The organism is Lactobacillus gasseri ATCC 33323 = JCM 1131, assembly GCF_000014425.1.
GTDB lineage: Bacteria > Bacillota > Bacilli > Lactobacillales > Lactobacillaceae > Lactobacillus > Lactobacillus gasseri.
This window is the reverse complement of sequence record NC_008530.1, coordinates 1,016,943-1,034,696: the sequence shown is the minus strand read 5'-3', so window position 1 is coordinate 1,034,696 and position 17,754 is coordinate 1,016,943. Positions and strand designations below refer to the sequence as shown.

The 17,754-nt window shown below is 34.4% G+C and carries 16 protein-coding genes and 1 other RNA gene; 14 read left to right on the top strand and 3 right to left on the bottom strand.

Annotation, left to right across the window (positions count from 1 at the left end):
* Positions 1-10: 10 nt before the first annotated feature.
* From LGAS_RS05065 to nth, 5 genes are all read left to right on the top strand, one after another.
* On the top strand, positions 11-2,824 hold the full coding sequence (locus LGAS_RS05065; protein WP_003652959.1) for a helicase C-terminal domain-containing protein: 2,814 nt from the start codon (positions 11-13) through the stop codon (positions 2,822-2,824).
* The gene (locus tag LGAS_RS05060; RefSeq protein ID WP_003647275.1) at positions 2,817-3,311 is read left to right on the top strand and encodes a PepSY domain-containing protein; all 495 of its coding nucleotides are present in this window, start codon (positions 2,817-2,819) and stop codon (positions 3,309-3,311) included. The genes LGAS_RS05065 and LGAS_RS05060 overlap by 8 nt, the downstream gene beginning before the upstream one ends.
* A gap of 68 nt (positions 3,312-3,379) precedes the next feature.
* Positions 3,380-4,678, top strand: a complete 1,299-nt coding sequence (asnS, locus tag LGAS_RS05055; protein WP_003647276.1) for an asparagine--tRNA ligase — start codon at positions 3,380-3,382, stop codon at positions 4,676-4,678.
* 67 nt (positions 4,679-4,745) lie between these two features.
* On the top strand, positions 4,746-5,390 hold the full coding sequence (locus LGAS_RS05050; RefSeq protein ID WP_003647277.1) for a DnaD domain-containing protein: 645 nt from the start codon (positions 4,746-4,748) through the stop codon (positions 5,388-5,390).
* Positions 5,391-5,398: 8 nt separating this feature from the next.
* The gene (gene nth, locus LGAS_RS05045) at positions 5,399-6,028 is read left to right on the top strand and encodes an endonuclease III (protein WP_011678898.1); all 630 of its coding nucleotides are present in this window, start codon (positions 5,399-5,401) and stop codon (positions 6,026-6,028) included.
* A gap of 83 nt (positions 6,029-6,111) precedes the next feature.
* Here the strand turns inward: nth and LGAS_RS05040 are convergent, their stop codons facing one another.
* A complete protein-coding gene (locus LGAS_RS05040) occupies positions 6,112-8,487 on the bottom strand; it encodes a PBP1A family penicillin-binding protein (RefSeq protein WP_003647279.1) in 2,376 nt (791 codons plus the stop codon).
* The gene (recU, locus tag LGAS_RS05035) at positions 8,477-9,106 is read right to left on the bottom strand and encodes a Holliday junction resolvase RecU (RefSeq protein WP_003647280.1); all 630 of its coding nucleotides are present in this window, start codon (positions 9,104-9,106) and stop codon (positions 8,477-8,479) included. Before recU ends, LGAS_RS05040 begins: the two co-directional genes overlap by 11 nt.
* 68 nt (positions 9,107-9,174) lie before the next feature.
* On the opposite strand from recU, the gene LGAS_RS05030 reads away from it, so the two are divergent.
* The 5 genes from LGAS_RS05030 (at position 9,175) to LGAS_RS05015 (ending at position 13,215) form a co-directional block, all read left to right on the top strand.
* On the top strand, positions 9,175-9,744 hold the full coding sequence (locus LGAS_RS05030; RefSeq protein WP_003652966.1) for an SLOG family protein: 570 nt from the start codon (positions 9,175-9,177) through the stop codon (positions 9,742-9,744).
* A gap of 208 nt (positions 9,745-9,952) precedes the next feature.
* Positions 9,953-10,390, top strand: coding sequence for a DivIVA domain-containing protein (locus LGAS_RS05025; protein ID WP_003647282.1), 438 nt, complete (start codon positions 9,953-9,955; stop codon positions 10,388-10,390).
* Between the two features lie 24 nt (positions 10,391-10,414).
* Positions 10,415-10,783: RNase P RNA component class B (gene rnpB / locus LGAS_RS09470), an RNA gene on the top strand.
* A gap of 72 nt (positions 10,784-10,855) precedes the next feature.
* Positions 10,856-11,980, top strand: a complete 1,125-nt coding sequence (locus LGAS_RS05020) for a THUMP domain-containing class I SAM-dependent RNA methyltransferase (RefSeq protein ID WP_003647283.1) — start codon at positions 10,856-10,858, stop codon at positions 11,978-11,980.
* Positions 11,981-11,982: 2 nt separating this feature from the next.
* Entirely contained in the window at positions 11,983-13,215 is a 1,233-nt protein-coding gene (locus tag LGAS_RS05015) for a metallophosphoesterase (protein WP_011678897.1), read from the top strand.
* Between the two features lie 69 nt (positions 13,216-13,284).
* Here LGAS_RS05015 and LGAS_RS05010 read toward each other — a convergent pair whose 3' ends face one another.
* Entirely contained in the window at positions 13,285-14,208 is a 924-nt protein-coding gene (locus tag LGAS_RS05010) for a DegV family protein (protein ID WP_003647285.1), read from the bottom strand.
* A gap of 132 nt (positions 14,209-14,340) precedes the next feature.
* Between LGAS_RS05010 and LGAS_RS05005 the strand changes: the two genes are divergently transcribed.
* The 4 genes from LGAS_RS05005 to LGAS_RS04990 are packed head-to-tail and all read left to right on the top strand — an operon-like array spanning position 14,341 to position 17,754.
* Positions 14,341-14,685: a hypothetical protein gene (locus LGAS_RS05005; protein ID WP_003647286.1), complete on the top strand. Its 345-nt coding sequence runs from the start codon at positions 14,341-14,343 to the stop codon at positions 14,683-14,685.
* Positions 14,682-16,361, top strand: a complete 1,680-nt coding sequence (locus LGAS_RS05000; protein WP_003647287.1) for a formate--tetrahydrofolate ligase — start codon at positions 14,682-14,684, stop codon at positions 16,359-16,361. Before LGAS_RS05005 ends, LGAS_RS05000 begins: the two co-directional genes overlap by 4 nt.
* Positions 16,361-16,825, top strand: coding sequence for a signal peptidase II (gene lspA / locus LGAS_RS04995; RefSeq protein ID WP_003647288.1), 465 nt, complete (start codon positions 16,361-16,363; stop codon positions 16,823-16,825). Before LGAS_RS05000 ends, lspA begins: the two co-directional genes overlap by 1 nt.
* A gap of 14 nt (positions 16,826-16,839) precedes the next feature.
* Positions 16,840-17,754, top strand: a complete 915-nt coding sequence (locus tag LGAS_RS04990; RefSeq protein WP_003647289.1) for an RluA family pseudouridine synthase — start codon at positions 16,840-16,842, stop codon at positions 17,752-17,754.

Genomic DNA, 17,754 nt, shown 5'->3' with positions numbered 1-17,754 from the left:
GGAGATTATTATGAAAAAAGCCTTTACAGATGATGTTTTTGCGGTCGTCGATCTTGAAACTACAGGCACGCAGCGTAATCAAGGCGATCATATTATTCAATTTGGTTGTGCAATCATCAAAAAGCGTAAGGTAGTCAAAACATATTCATTCTTAATCAATCCTCATCGTGAAATCCCTCAAGCTGTTGAAAATTTAACTCATATTAGTAATAGAGATGTTGCTCAAGCACGCGATTTTAATTACTATGCTCCTAAAATTCGAAAAATCTTAGAGAATACAATTTTTGTTGCACATAATGTTAATTTTGATCTTCCTTTTCTGAACTATGAATTAGTAAATGCTGGCTTAGAGCCATTAACAGGAAAGGCAATTGATACAGTTGAATTAGCTCAAATTGCTTTTCCAACTTTTCCATCCTACAAATTACGTGACTTAACTGCTCGTTTAAAAATTAAGCATTTAAATCCGCACCGCGCTGATTCAGATGCTTTAGTAACAGCTAAATTACTGCTAAAAGTTATTAAAAAACTTGAAGCTCTTCCTCAGGCAACGTTAAATACTTTAACTTCTTTATCTAAAGGATTATTGCGAGATACTGATTATATTTTTTATGAAATAGGACAAGTTGCTCGTCAAACAAAGAGACCATTAGACAAAGATTTAATTCAAGTAAAGCATTTAATTCTTAAGAAACAAATTGTACCTTTGCGTCATATTGGAGCCGTAAGCAAAGGCGAGTTTCCTCAAAGTGATGAGGAGAAGAAGAAACTATTTAAGAAAAATTTGCGTTTTAGACGTGGTCAAGTAAGTTTAATTAATCGACTGCATGAATTTGTCTATAGTGATACGGACAACTCGTTAGTAGTTGAAGCGCCAAATGGAAGTGGAAAAACTTTTAGCTATTTAATGGCTTATGCGTATGAGCTTTATTCAGGTAGAAAATTGGTTGTAGCAACGCCTACGAAGGTCTTGCAAGAACAAATATTGAAACAAGAGATACCGCAGCTTCTAAGAGTAACTCATTTAGATTTAGATGCTCAGATTGTTAAGTCAAGTAGTCACTATTTAGATTTAGATGGTTTCTATAATTCACTATATCAAACTGATAATGCTATCCAGCAAACTCTGATTTTACAAATGGGAATTTTGATTTGGCTCACTGAAACTGAAACTGGTGATTTAGATGAACTGCAGTTAACTAATTATCAAGCGCCATTATTTGCGGCAATTGAGCATCCCGGGGATGCAAGAATTGGAACTGCATTTGCAGATTACGATTTTTGGAATCTTGCTCGAAGCAGACAAGAGCAAGCTGATATTTTAATTACGAATCATGCTTATTTAGCAAACCATTATATGGACTCAATTTGGGGACAAAATCCATTTTTAGTTGTTGATGAGGCACATCGTTTTGTTGAAAACGTGGCAAGTTCAAGAAATGATTCGCTGCAGTTTGAAAGCTTTTGGGGTATGTGTAGCCATTTGCGCAACTTGCTTTTTTATGCAGAAGACAGTGCAAAAGTTAGATTCGGTAATAATATCGAGTTTAAGATAATTTTGGATAAACTTGAGAAAAATACTACGGATTTAATTCATTCGATAAACAAAGTTCAGCAAGCCCTTTATGATAATCGAAATTTTGCTACAAGTCGGGAAGAAAGAAGACAGAATGCAATTAGTTTAGGCTTTCAAGGACAGGATTTATTTAGAAATGTTCCTCAGTTTAAACAGTTGTTAAGTCAAATGCAGGATAATATTGAAATTGTTCGTCAAGAAACAAATCAATTATTATTTCTTTTATATCATCAGCAAAAGAATCTTTTGACTAGTGATGATGTTTTAATAAGGGACTTGCAAGAAGAGATAGACCATCTTGACTATTATTCAGAGCAGAATTATCTTTTATTGGATCAACTAAGCGAACCGCAGAAGTTAGATCACGAAGGATTTGTTTTGGAAATCAGTAACGAAGATGATCCTTTATCAACTAATTTAACTTGGTTAATGCTTGATCCTGAAGAAGAAGTGCAACAACTATATCAATATTTTGATAAAAAATTGTTTATTTCAGCTACTTTAGCGCAGCAAGATAATTTTTCATATACAATCAAAAATCTATATTTAGATCCTAAAAAAACGCTAACTTATCGTGCTAAGCCGTCTTTTAAGGTGGAGAAGCATTTAAAAGTTTATGCTCTCTCTGATAACGATGCGCCTGAAGATCCAAATAGTCCCGAATATGAGGAGTTTATTAGTAATTTGCTTACACAGATTAAGAATTACAATCATATTTTGGTTTTGTTTACAAATTTAGATGTTATTCGTGATGTCTTTAGTAAGTTAAGTGAAAGTAATAATTTAAAAGATTATGAAATTTTAGCTCAAGGATTAACTGGTTCAAATGAAAAAATTGCTAAACGTTTTGGAATTGCTGAAAAAGCCGTTTTGCTTGGGGCTAATAGTTTCTGGGAAGGAATCGACTTCAAGCATAACGGGGTAGACTTGGCAATTGTTACGCGCTTACCGTTTGAATCTCCTGATCAACCAGAAGTAAAGTTGCGAACAGAATGTTTAAAAAAGCAGGTTGGTGCTGATAAGATTTTTGAAGTTGATACACTGCCGCGAGCTATTTTACGCTTTAGACAGGGCTGTGGTCGCTTAATCAGAAATGAACGTGATCATGGCATCTTTATAATTTTAGATCAACGTGTTTGGAATAAATCTTATGGTGAACAGTTTTTAGCTGGCCTTCCTGTGAGTGCAAAAAAGGTCAGCAAACAACAACTACTAAATGTTTTAAGGAATAGTAAGCAGAATGAATAAATATGTAAAAAAAGGGCTTAAAATTACTGGAATTGTGGTCGGAGTTATTGCAGTAATATACTTATGTTTGTGTTTTGTATTTTACTTTGCAACTAAGCCGGCAAGTGATAAAGCAAAACAAACTAATGAAATTGCACTTGAAAAAACACCAATTACTACAATCACCAAAAATTATCATTTGAGTCGAAGTGTAGAAAGTAACAGTTTAGCCGGGACTAGTAAGAAGGGAAAGAAGTATTACTTCATCTATTTGCCAAAAAGCAAAAAAGCTTACCTTTATCAAGCAAATAAAGGAAAAAGCGAAGAACAAATCCTAAAGATTTTTAATAGTGCTCATCCTGGACATGATAATCTTAAATGTCAGTTAGGTTGGTATAAAGGGATGCCAGTCTGGGAAGTGACTTATCATAAGAAAAATGGCAATTACGGCTATGTCCTTTATAACTTTAAAAGCGGAAAAGAATTAGCTTATGCGGACAATTTGTAAATTTGTTAAACTAATAGGCAATTTTTTAGTATAATAAAATTAAATTTAATTAAAAAGGTTGGTAAGTAATGACAGAATTAATCTCAATTAAAGATTCTTCTAAACATGTAGACCAAAAAGTTAAGATGCATGTTTGGTTAACTGATAAACGATCAAGTGGTAAGATTATCTTCTTGCAATTACGTGATGGAACTGCATTTTTCCAAGGTGTTGTTCGTAAGAATGATGTTTCTGAAGAAGTTTTTGAAGCAGCTAAGTCTTTACGTCAAGAAGCTAGTTTTTATATTACTGGTACTGTTCACGAAGATAAGCGTTCTCACTTCGGTTATGAAATTCAAATCTCAGATTTAGAAATTGTTTCTAATAACGAGGGCTACCCAATCGGTAACAAGGAACATGGTGTTGATTTCTTACTTGATAACCGTCACTTATGGTTAAGATCTAAACGCCCATTTGCTATTATGCAAATTAGAAATACTATGTTTAAAGCTACTGTTGACTTCTTTGAAAAAGAGGGCTTTATCAAGTTTGACGCGCCTATTTTCATGCATTCAGCTCCAGAAGGTACTACACAATTATTCCATGTAGAATACTTTAACAATGACGCATACTTGTCACAATCTGGTCAATTATACGGTGAAGCTGGCGCTATGGCTTACGGCAAGATCTTTACTTTTGGTCCAACTTTTAGAGCAGAAGAATCTAAAGGCCGTCGTCATATGACAGAATTTTGGATGATGGAACCAGAAATGGCATGGATGCATCAAGATGAATCTTTAGATATTCAAGAAAGATACTTAGCATATATGGTTAAGCAAGTTCTTGAAAACAATGAATATGAATTGAGAATCTTGGGTAGAGATCCTGAAAAATTACGTCCAACTACTGAAGGTAACTTTACTCGTCTTCCTTACGATGATGCTATTAAAATGCTTCAAGAAGCTGGTCGTGATATTAAATGGGGTGACGACTTTGGTGCTCCAGATGAAGGATATATTTCAGAACAATTTGATCGTCCAGTCTTCATCGTTAACTATCCAACCACAATTAAGCCTTTCTATATGAAGAAGAATCCTGATAATCCTAAAGAATACTTATGTGCTGACGTAATTGCGCCAGAAGGATACGGTGAAATTTTTGGTGGTTCTGAACGTGAAGGAAACTACGAAATTTTGAAAAAGCAAATTGAAGAAGCAGGACTAAACTTAGAAGATTACCAATGGTACCTTGACTTACGTAAATTTGGTGGTGTTCCTCACTCTGGCTTTGGTATGGGATTTGAACGTACGATTGCTTGGATTTGTAAGTTAGATCATATTCGTGAAGCTATTCCATTCCCAAGATTAATTAACAGAATGCAACCATAATCGATAATTTAATATAATATAAAAAGTTGAACTATTTTAGTTCAGCTTTTTTTGAAAGGAAAAGTGTATGGCGTCTTTTGCGGCTATCCAAAATGAAGGCTTTACAGTCATTTCTAATAGTCTCTTACGTTACTATCCCTCTTTAAAAATATCTGAAATTGAAGCAATGCTTTTATTGCAATTAGAATCATTCAAACAAGCAAATAATTTTTTCCCAAGTGATAATGATTTATCAGGAAGAATGAATTTGTCGCCAGTCGAAGTTTCGCAGCTAATTCAGGATTTAATTGATAAAAAACTGCTTGAATTAGGGCAAAAGAGAGATAGTGAAGGTCGAATTACAAATTTTTATGATCTCAAGCCTTTATATCAAAAATTAGACACAATTATTGATGAAAGAGATACGAATGCTTACGATGAAGTTTACTCAGGAGAAGGAACAAAAAAAAGAGAATCAGTAAATCCACTGCAAGAATTAGTAAGACAATTCGAGATTGAATTTGGACGCCTTTTAAGTCCAATTGAAAAGCAAGAAATTGCTGCTTGGCTTAATATAGATCATTACAATCCAGAAATAGTTAAATTGGCTCTGCGTGAAGCAATTTTAGCGCAGGTATATAATTTTAAGTATGTTGATCGAATTTTACTAAATTGGCAACGACACGGTCTTACAACTACAGACCAAATTAAAAACTTCCTTCAACGAAATTAGGTGATTAAATGGAAAAATTATTGTCAGACGAAAAAGCTCGATTAGTTTTAAAAAGAATTTTGTCTCTTTATCCGGATGCAAAAGGAGAACTTCACTGGGATACAAAGTTTCATTTGCTTTGTGCGGTTTTAATGAGTGCACAAACTACTGATAAGATGGTTAATAAAACAACACCTAAATTTTTTAGTGACTATCCTGATAGTGCTAGTTTAGCCCAAGCTAGTATTAAAGATATCGAAGCACATATTCACACGATTGGTTTGTATCGTACAAAGGCTAAGCATTTAAAGGAAACAGCACAGATTATTACAGATAAGTTTAATGGTGAAATTCCCAAGGATAAAAAGACTTTAATGACACTACCAGGAGTAGGTGAGAAAACGGCTAATGTTGTTTTGGCAGAAGGTTTTAAAATACCTGCAATTGCAGTTGATACTCATGTATCTCGGATTTCTAAAAGATTTAAAATAGTGGGAGAAAAAGCTACTCCGCATGAGGTAGAACAACGTCTTGAAGAGTTACTGCCAAAAGAAGAATGGATTCGTACACATCATGCAATGATTTTATTTGGTCGATATACAATGCCAGCTAGAACTAAAGATCAAGATCCTTATTCTTTTTTACCACCTTTAAAGTGATTTTTGAATTAAAATATATGCAAAAAAGCTCCAGAAGTCATATTTGATATGATTCTTCTGGAGCTTTTGTTTAATTTCAATAATTAATGATTATTATTGGAATTATTTCCCTGATTTTGTTGTTGATTTTGATTATTTTGGTTATTTGTATTTTGTTGGGAATTGTTATTTTGATTGTTAGATTTATTTTCCGTCTGCTGATTATTGTTTTGATTCTGGTTATTTGAATTATTGTTATTAGAAGTAGATGACTGCTTTTGACTTGATGATTGTTGTTCAGCATGACTTGATGAAGAGCTACTTTGAGAATGAGATTGCCCCTTAGATGATGTATCATCTTCCGTATCAAATCTTGTGTCAACGTCGTCATCTTCATCTTTCCGTTTATCGACGGTTACTTCACTGTAAGGATTTTTGGGTGCATGACCTTTGACAAATAATTGCCAGCTTGAATTGCTTGCAGTAGGAGAAACTACTTTATCTTGGGTACCATTTGCAATCCTGCGTCTAACAACTGTGCTTGGCTTTGTCCAATCTTTATTAGCTTTGTCTGTCATGAGATAAGACATCATTTGCTTATATAGAAGTTGAGCTGAAGAAGAGCCAACGCCTGATGGGGTACCATCTTTCAAATTATCATATCCAGTCCAAATCCCCATTGAATAAAGTTTAGTGTAACCAACAAACCATGAATCTTTTGGCGAATTCTTGTATTGAGGATATTTTACCAATTCTTCATCTGAATATTTAACAGTACCAGTTTTACCCGCTTCATATAAGTTTTTAATTCGAGCTTGTGTACCAGAACCTTTAGTTAACACACCCTTAAGCATATCAGTCATGATATATGCTGTTGATTCCTTCATGACTCTAGTACCACTGCTATCATAATTTCTAGTTAAACCATCTGGCGTTTCAATTTTAGAAACAAATTGTGGCTTATGGTAAACACCATTATTAGCAAAGGCACCAAAAGCTCCTGCCATTTGAAGAGAAGAAGCATTAGCCCCGATTGCGACTGATAAGCCAGAATCAGAAGGAACGTTAACGCCGAGTTTTCTTGCAAAGAGTGATGCACGTGCAACCCCAACCTTACTTAAGGTTTTAACTGCAGGAACGTTTCTTGATTGTTCTAGAGCATGACGCATAGTCATTTTGCCTTCGTATTTATTATCCCAGTCATAAAGTTGAATATTAGTACCAGGGTAAACATACTTAGAATCATCTAATATATGAGAAGTTGGCCAGTTAAGATATTCAATTGCTGGACCATAGTCTAATACCGGTTTAACAGTGGATCCAGTTGAACGGCCAGTTTGAACAGCGCGGTTTAAACCTAATTGAACAGAGGGGAGCTTGCGTCCGCCAATAATGGCAATAACATGTCCAGTTCTTGGATCAATAATTGTTGCACCAACTTGCATCTTATCGTTAGTAAATGGAACCGATCCATTGTTTACTAGATCATAAAGTTTTTGTTGAGCATCTTGATCAATATTAACAGTAATCTTTAAGTTGTCATTATAAGGATTAAATCCTTTGCTTTTAACTTCGCTGATTACTTCTTTAATGTATGGATCATCAACCTTTCTTAGTTCTGAAGTTGCATTGTTCTTCTTAGGTTGTAATCCTTGAGTGATTGGCTCATTAACAGCTTGTGTATATTGGGATTTAGTAATCTTATCGTTTTTAAGCATTGCTCTTAAAACAATATCTCTTCTATACTTAGCCTTTTCTGGGTAAACATATGGGTCATAGGTAACTGGTGCATTAGGCATCCCTGCAAGAAGGGCAGTTTGTGCTAAGTCAAGATCCTTTAGATCCTTGCCATAGTAAAAATCTGCTGCAGTACCCATTCCATAGTTACCGTAATTCATGTATACCTTATTAATATAGAACTCTAAAATTTGTTCTTTACTAAATTCTCGTTCAACTTTCATTGAGAGCCATGCTTCTTGGGCTTTTCTTCGAAGGGTTCTTTGCGAAGCAGCGGTTGAAAAAACAGAAAGCTTAACTAATTGTTGAGTGATAGTTGATCCACCGGCAGCAACGCCTTTACTTTTAGCGTTAACTAGGACAGAGCCAACAATTCGAATTGGGTCAAGTCCAATTCCTTCTTTATAAAAACGTCTATCTTCGACAGAGACAATAGCATTTTTGAGCTCTTTAGGAATTTCATCATTATTGACGTAAGTCCTTTTTTCAGAACCTAAAGAAAGAAGAAATTTTCCATCTCGAGTATAAAGGCTACTCGTTCCGCCGCTTTGAAGTTGAGCTTGTGAAATGCTAGGAGCGTCTTTAGCGTAATACGCAAATAGTCCTACCCCAGAAACGATGATTAACATTGCTACAATAAAGAACCATTTAATTATTTGTAGCCAAATTTTTTTACGCGGTTTACCTTCGGGGTGAAGGTTAGCCATTCTAGAATTAGTTGGCTTTTGATTGTTATCTGCCATTCTTTTTGTTCCTATCTATAAAATTATCTATCGCATCCAAGTAAGGAAGTGTTGGTCGAAATCCGCTTTTAATTTCAATTGAATTATTAATCAACTCTTGAATTGTCATCGAACTCTTATGCGGTGTTTTCCAAGCTTTAATTACAAAACTCGCTGGAGTTACGAAATAGCGATTAAGAGTTACAAAACGGATGATTGTAAAACAAATCCCTTTTTGCTTTAAACATCTTTCAAGATGGATGATCTGATGTTCATGAAAGTTTTTCAAAGGAAAAGATCTTTTATTTCTCGTTTCTTTAGCTTCAAAATCTAAATATCGACCTTGATAAACGCCATTATAGTCAGTTGTAGATGCTTGCCTGAAGTAAGCTTCTTTAATGACTGCTCGAGAACGTTTGGGATAATCTACTTTGACAATTTGAACCGGAGTTGGCTTTTTATGAACTACAGCAATATCTTCAAGAAGATAATACTTATTAGATTCATTAATTTGTTGCTCCAGGTTCATTCCACGATCAGAAAATACGACATCTTTGCGATGCTTTTGTTTTCTTGGATGCAGAAGGTCAGTTTGATCTTTAGTATAATGTGTTAAACTGCCTGTTGGATATTTTACCATCAACATCACTCCTGTTTAGCATTATAGCAAAGATTTTAAATCATTTTTAGAGAAAGAAAGGATCATCAATGAAGCGTCTATGGGTTACTGGATATCGTTCATATGAATTAAGTATCTTTAGTGATAAGGATCCTAAGTTAACTGTAATTAAATATGCTTTAACTAATTATTTTAAAAGTTTACTTGAAGAAGGAAAAATTGACTGGATAATTAGTGGCGCAAATTTAGGAATTGAACAATGGGCGCTGGAGGCGGCAATTCAACTTCAGAATGAATATAGCGTTCACACGGCTTTGATGACGCCTTACTTAGAATTTTCTAAAAGATGGAATGAAAATAATCAGATGAAGTATCAAAATTTAACCGAACAAGTTGACTTCACCGCTTCAACTTCAAATTATCCATATATGAGTCCAGCGCAATTAAAAAATTATCAAAGTTTCATGTTGGAACATACCGACCGTGCAGTTTTAATTTATGATCCTGAACATCCTGGTAAGCCTAAATATGATTACGAGGCCATCCAAAAATATCAAGAGGGGCATGAGTACCCAGTAGATATAATTGATTTTTATGATTTACAAGAATCAGCAGAAGAGTATGAAGAAAATCATCGACAAGAAAATAATTTTTATTAGATTTTAAAAGTAAATTTTTTAGCTTATATAAGACTAATTTAATAAGAAATTTTTTAGAAACAGGGACTATTATTGCTTGAAGAAAATTTATAACTTATACTAAATATATACGATATGGTGAGTGCCATTGAGCTAATAACTAGTTAACACCTTATCGCCTAAATTAAAGACAGACATTAGTCTGCAATTAAGGAGTTTGACGAAATAAATGGCAAGTTTAAATGATATTCAACTAAATCCACAAAGTATTTTAAAAAAACAATTTAGAACCAAAATGAAGGGGTATGATTCAGATGAAGTAGATTCATACCTTGATACGATTATTTCTGACTATAGTACTTTTGCGACAATTATTGAAGATTTGCAGACACAAATTAGTGAGTTAAAAGCTCAACAAAAACAAGCATCAACACAAAATACTGCTCCTAAGTTAGATTTCAAAAATGAAGAAGTTGAGGATGATGTTAAGACATATACTCCTCATAATATCCAGAAACCTATAGTAAGTAGCACCAATGAAGAAAAAGAAACTCCTGAATTAACTACTAACGTAGCTATGATTCAGCGGATTTCTACTTTAGAGCGTAAAGTTTACAACCTTGAGCAAAGAATGAATCAACAAGATAGAACTTACCAAGCTAATTAAAACTATGATATAATTGTTATTGCAAATTTCGAGCGATCGCGGTTAGCTTATACTAGCTGAGGAAAGTCCACGCACGCACAAGCTGAGATGCTTGTAGTTTTTGTACTCAGCCCAATAAGCTGGGGGACTTGTTTTTAGCAAGTTACGGCGGAAAAAGCACTAAATCATTTTTTGACATGTGTGACTATCCTGAAAAGTGCCACAGTGACGAAGCAGCAAGGGAAACTTTGCTGGTGGAACGAGGTAAACCCTGCAAGCGGGCAACCCAAATTTGGTAGGGGCGCTTTCGTCTAAGTAAATGAACTAAAGACGAAGTCATTTTTAATGAAGATAGATGGTCGCTGAAGATAAGATTCAACCAAATCTTATTGGAACAGAACGTGGCTTATAGAGATTTGTAGGTTAGGGTTGAGCTTTGGCTCAGCCTTTTTTTATAAAAAAATTTAGTATAGATAGAGAATAAAAATGAAAGAATACACATTATATGCGACAATGGGCGCTGGCTTTGAAAGCGTTGTTGCAAAAGAGCTAAACAATCTAGGCTATGAAACTAATACTGAAAATGGGCGTGTATTTTTTAAAGGTACACAAAAAGATATCGTAAGGACCAATTTATGGCTTAGAAGTGCGGATCGAATCAAAATTTTATTAAAAGAATTCAAGGCATTTAGTTTTGACCAATTGTACGATGAAGTTTATAGCTATGATTGGGCCGAATTGTTACCAGTGGATGCACAATTTCCTGTGAAGGGAAGAAGCGTTCGCAGTAAATTGCATTCTGAGCCTGATGTGCAATCAATTGTTAAAAAAGCAATTGTAGATAAGCTGACCGATCAATATCGTAGACGTGGCTTTTTACCTGAAAGTGGCGCTGAGTATCCTTTAGATATTCATATTTATAAGGATGTAGCACGGTTAAGTTTGGATACAACTGGTCAGAGTTTATTTAAACGTGGATACCGGGTAGAACATGGTGGAGCACCTTTAAAGGAAAATTTCGCAGCTGGATTAATTGAATTAACACCATTTGATGGATCTCATCCTTTTATTGATCCCATGACTGGATCAGGTACGATTGCAATCGAAGCTGCTCTCAAAGCGAAAAATGTAGCTCCAGGTATTTGGAGAAAGTTTGCTTTTGATAATTTTGACTGGTTTAATAAGCAGCTTCATCCAGAATTAGTGGATGAAGCTAAGGCGCAGGAAAAGACAGAACATGCACCAATTTTAGCAAGCGACATTGATCAGTCAATTTTAGAAATTGCTAAGGTTAATGCTCATAATGCTGGCGTATTACAAGATATTAAGTTTAAGCAAGTTGCTGTAAAAGACTTTGCGACTGATTTGGAAAATGGGGTAATTATTGCTAATCCACCTTATGGTAAGCGATTGAAAGATCGTGAGGCAGCTGAAAAGATTTATGAAGAAATGGGACAAACTTTGCGTCCGCTATCTTCATTTAGTCAGTATTATTTAACTTCAGATCCACAATTTGAAAAATTCTTTGGTGCTAGAGCTACTAAAAAACGAAAATTTTACAATGGTAATTTAAGAACAGATTATTATCAATATTGGGCAAATAAGAGATAAAAATGTTAACGCAAGACAAAAAAACGAGCTTCTGGGTCATTAGCGATACCCATCTGATTGCAGATAGTTTACATGATGATGGTCAAGCTTTTTCTCAAATGCAAAAAACTAGTCAAGGTAAAGATCTTTATTATCAAGAAACTGCTCTTAGTGCTTTTGTTAGAATGGCAGAAGAAAAGAAGCCTGCCGCAATTATTGTTACTGGGGATGTAACTTTTAATGGGGAGCGAGTTTCAGCTGAGAGATTTGCTGAGATTTTCAAGCCTTTGACTAAAACTAAACTTCTTGTTCTCCCTGGAAATCACGATATTTATGATGGATGGGCAAGAGAATTTCATGGTAAAAAGCAATATTATGCTGGGCAAATTAGTCCTAGAATGTGGCGCAATATTTTTAGAACTTCTTATGAAACTGCAGTTAGTGTTGATAGTAGTTCTTTAGCTTATAGTGTTCAGCTGAATCCAGATTATTTGTTAATTTTAGCGGATTCAAATGATTATGGAAAAGAAGAATCAGCTACTGCCCCAGCTACAGCAGTTTTTTTAGGAAAAGAGCAAAGAAAGTGGATTAAAGAGCAACTTCAATATGCTAGTCAGCATAACTTACGCGTGATTTTCTGTATGCATCATAATCTATATGCACATAATCCGGCTGTAAATAAAGGTTATGTAGTTGACGACTATCGAGAATTACGTAAGTTATTAGCTCAATATAATGTGAAACTAGTCTTTTCTGGTCATATTCATGCTCAAAATATCATGCCACCCCAAAATTCATGTCCAGCAATGGAAGTTGTAACCGCAAGTTTTTGCTCTAATGATCAGGTCTATGGGGTAGTTAAAGTTTCTCCAAAAGAAATTAGCTATACATGTCACCATTTTAAGATGCGAGACTATCTAACTGATAAAGAAAAGCTAAATTGGACTTTAACTCATTTTCATGACTATTTAGAAAATATTCAGTTAGGGACTATTTCTGCAGAGTTAATGCAAAAAGACTTGTATCGAAATCATGATGATTTAACGAGCGTTCGACAGATGGGGCGTCTTTTTGGCGAAATGAATTATCATTTCTTTACTGGCAAGAATCATATCAATTTTGACGAACTACAGAAGCTAAAGAAGTCTGAAATCTATCAACGACTAATTTCAGAAAATCCCCAATATGAGTTATATTTGCAGACTTTATATGATACTTCTGCGCATGATAACTTACACGTGAAAATTAAGTATTAAAAAAGTTACAAAAAGTCAGATTAAATAAAAAAGGCAAGTACTACATGAAGTTTGTAGTACTTGCTTTTTTTAATCTTCGACTGCTTGAGAATTAATATTTAAGAGTGGTTGCCCATTCTTATCAAAGTAAGAATCTAAGTCACGACACCAAATCATTGCCATAGTATGCTGACCAACGTGAACTCCAACAACTGGACCGATAATACTCTGATCAACTTTAACTTTTGGAAAACTTGCTTGATAATCATTAACCCATGCAGCTTCTCTTTTTTCATCATCAGCATGAAAAATTGTTAGCTGAATTGGATAAGGCATATTAGCAGTTAGGCGATTAAAGTCTTTCTTAATATGATTATAAGCACGTTTATACTGTCTTTCTTTAGCAATTGCAGAAATTTTACCTTCGTTTTGAACGTCCATAGATAAGATGGGTTTAATTTTTAAAATAGAACCCACAAAACTAGCAGCATTTGACAAACGTCCAGTTCGTTTTAAGTGATTAAGACTATCTACCATAAATCTAACGTCAGTAGTATTTCGTAGATCTTTTAAATCGTGCATGATTAGATTAATATCAGCACCCGCTTTAACCAGTCGACCAGCTAAGATTGCTGCATCTGCTTCTCCAGCACATGTGATTTTACAGTCAAAGGGATGAATATTAATACGTGTTTCTTCATTTGCTACGCTTAAGACATTACTATAAAAACTAGAAATACCGCTTGAGAGCGTAATAATAATTAAATCTGTATATCCTTCAGCAACATACTTTTCAACATATTTTTTAACTGTTCCGATTGATGGCTGAGAAGTAGTCGGCAGGGTTGTAGAGCTATTTAGCTTTTTATAAAATTCGTGAAAACCAATATCGATTAAATCGAGATATTCTTTATTGTCCCAAATAATTGGAATTGGTAGTATATCAATACCATATTTTTCACATTGTTCTTTAGTTAAATAAGATGAACTGTCAGTTAAAACGCCGATTTTCATAATATTAATTTCCTCCATGTTCTTGCTTAATATTATAGTCTAGAACACAACTTTAAACAAAAACGTAAATCTGCTTTATTTTTGTTACAATAGAGATAATTAATAAATAGGGTGTGACCTAAATTCTAAATTATGAAAAAGCATTTTATTTTTTTAGGAGCTGCGGGTGTAATTTATTACTCCTGGCTCTTAGCACTAATTTTTGTAGCCTTTATTGTTGGGTATGAAAGTAACAAGGCAATTAGTTATCCTGCGCTTATTTTAGGAACTATTTTTGTAATTATTGTCATTTATACCTGGCTTAATTCTTATTTTCAAAAAGAGGCAAGTGGGGATTGGTTAAAATTACCATACCGTCAAAAAATTCAGCTTCAGGACTTAAAAATTAAGTGGCAATGGAAGGCATTTGACATATACGAAGCAAAAGGTAAGCTTAATACTTATTTGCTTTTAGCATTTAAGAGAAAGAAGAAATGAATTTGAAGTCAGATATCGAGATTGCTCAGAATACTAAAGAATTACCAATTAAAGAAATTGCACAAAAAATTGACCTTCGGCCAGAGGAGATTGAACTTTATGGCAATGATAAAGCTAAGATTAGCTGGAAGGGTATTAATTGCATTAAGAAGAACCAAAAACTTGGAAAGTTAATCTTAGTTACGTCAATTAGTCCTACTCCTGCTGGTGAAGGAAAATCGACTATTACTATTGGTTTGGGGGATGCTATTCGCAACCAACTCCATAAAAACACTTTAATTGCTTTAAGAGAGCCCTCAATGGGTCCTGTTTTTGGATTAAAGGGTGGAGCTACCGGTGGTGGATATGCACAAATCATCCCAATGGAAGACATCAATTTGCATTTTACAGGAGATATGCATGCTTTAACTAGTGCAATTGATACTTTAGCTGCTTTAGTCGATAATTATATTTATCAAGACAATAGTCTAGAGTTAGATCCAAATCGTATTTTGTTAAAACGCGGAATTGACGTTAATGATCGTACTTTAAGAAAAATCACTATCGGTCAAGGATCACGTTTTAATGGAATCGAACATGAAGCTAGCTTTGCAATTACTGTAGCAAATGAATTAATGGCTATTTTGTGTTTAGCAACTGACATTAATGATTTAAAGAAGAGAATTGGAAATATTCTTGTTGGCTTTTCTGTCAAAGATGAACCTGTTTATGTTAAAGACTTAGGGTTTGAAGGAGCAATTGCTGCTTTATTATCAACTGCATTAAAGCCTAACCTAGTTCAAACGCTTGAACATACTCCGGCAATTGTACACGGGGGACCATTTGCAAATATCGCTCATGGTGCTAATTCAGTAATTGCTACTAACACAGCCTTACATTTAAGTGATTATGTTTTAACTGAGGCAGGTTTTGGCGCAGACCTTGGTGGGCAAAAGTTTATGGACTTTGTATCAAACCACTTAGATAAACGTCCAGATGCTGTTGTAGTAGTAGCAACTGTAAGAGCATTAAAGTATCAAGCTGAAGAAAGCACAGATCATTTAGATGAAGAAAATATCCCTGCTTTAGAAAAGGGATTTGCTAACTTGAAGCGTCATATGGAAAATATGGCTCATTATGGTGTTCCAGTAATTGTCTTGATTAATAAGTTTGCCAGTGATACTGACCAGGAATTGAACAAATTAAAAGAATTAGTTCAAGATGATGGCTTTGAATGTGAAATTGTTTCTTACCATGATGAAGGTTCAAAGGGAGGAATCCAAGCAGCTGAAAAGGTTGTTGAGTTAACTGGTAAAGCTAGTGACTTTAAGCCTGTTTATAAGCCAGAAGATTCTGTAGAAGATAAGATCGCCAAAATTGCTCATAAGATCTATCATGCCAAGGATATTGAATATTCTGATACGGCAAAGAAACAATTAGCAGAAATTAAGAAGATGGGCAAAGATGAATTACCAGTGATTATTGCTAAAACGCAGTATAGTTTTACCGATAAAAAGAAGATCCTTGGAGCTCCAGAAGATTTTATTCTCCATGTTAAAGATCTTGCGCTTAAAAATGGGGCTGGCTTTATTGTGGTAGCAACTGGTTCAATTTTAGACATGCCGGGCCTTCCTAAACATCCTGCTGCTTTAGATATTGATGTAGACAATAATGGAAAGATTTCGGGATTATTCTAATGAAGAGAGCCAAACAAGTCTTATATTTAGTAATTTCTTTACTAGTAGTTATCGCTGATCAAGGGTTAAAAAACTATATTGTTACTAATTTTAAAATAGGTGATGAACACACTGTTATTCCTGGAATTCTTTCGTTTACGTATTTACAAAATGATGGAGCTGCTTGGAATATCTTTAGCGGGCAAATGATTTTGTTTTATTTAATTAGTATTGCTGCAATTGCGGTAGTAGTTTATTATCTTTTTAATCCTAAATATAAAAATTGGCTTTTTGATACTGGCCTAGCCCTAGTTTTAGGGGGAATTATTGGCAATTTTATTGATCGATTACACTTAAAGTATGTAATTGATATGCTGCAATTAGATTTTGTCCAGTTTAATATTTTCAATATTGCTGATAGTGCTATTACAGTTGGAATTGTCCTTGTTTTTATCTATTTGATATTTATGAGTGAAAAGGATTAAAGGCTAAGAGTTAAATGACTGAGAATTATCACTTAGTAATTGAAGAAGAAAAGGGACGCTTAGATAAAGTGATTGCTGAAAAGCTTAAAGATCTGAGCCGAACAAAAATTAAAGAGCTAGTTAATGATAAAAACATCCTAGTTAATCATAAGGCTGAGAAAGTATCCTATAAGGTGCAAGCTGGTGATTCAATTGATATTACTGTCCCTCCAGCTAAGCCATTATCATTAGAGGCCCAAAACTTAAATCTTGATATTGTTTATGAAGACGCTGATGTGATTGTAGTTAATAAGCCGCAAGGAATGGTAGTTCATCCTTCAGCAGGCCACCCTGATCATACTTTAGTTAATGGTCTACTATATCATACTCATGAATTAGCTGATAGTCCTGAAGGTTTTCGACCAGGTATCGTTCATCGAATTGATAAAGATACTTCTGGTCTACTAATGGTAGCTAAGAACGATAAAGCTCGTGAAAGTTTAGAAAAGCAATTAGCAGAAAAAATAAATAAGAGAGAATATTTAGCAATTGTTCATGGTAACTTTGAAACCAAAAATGGGGTCATTGATGCTCCGATTGGCAGAAATCCCAATAATCGGAAACAAATGGCGGTTAATCCTAAAGGGAAAGCTGCAGTGACTCATTTTACTGTGCTTGAGCAATTTAAAGACTATAGTTTAGTTAAATGTATTCTTGAAACGGGGAGAACTCATCAAATTAGAGTTCACATGAAATATATTGGTCATCCTTTAGCTGGAGATCCTTTATATGGACCTAAGAAAACATTGGCAGGACATGGTCAATTTTTGCATGCCAAAACTTTAGGCTTTTATCAACCATCTACACACAAATGGCTAGAGTTTTCTGCACCCCTACCAGCGATTTTTGAAAAACAATTAGAGAATTTACGACGAGAAGTGAAGCATTGA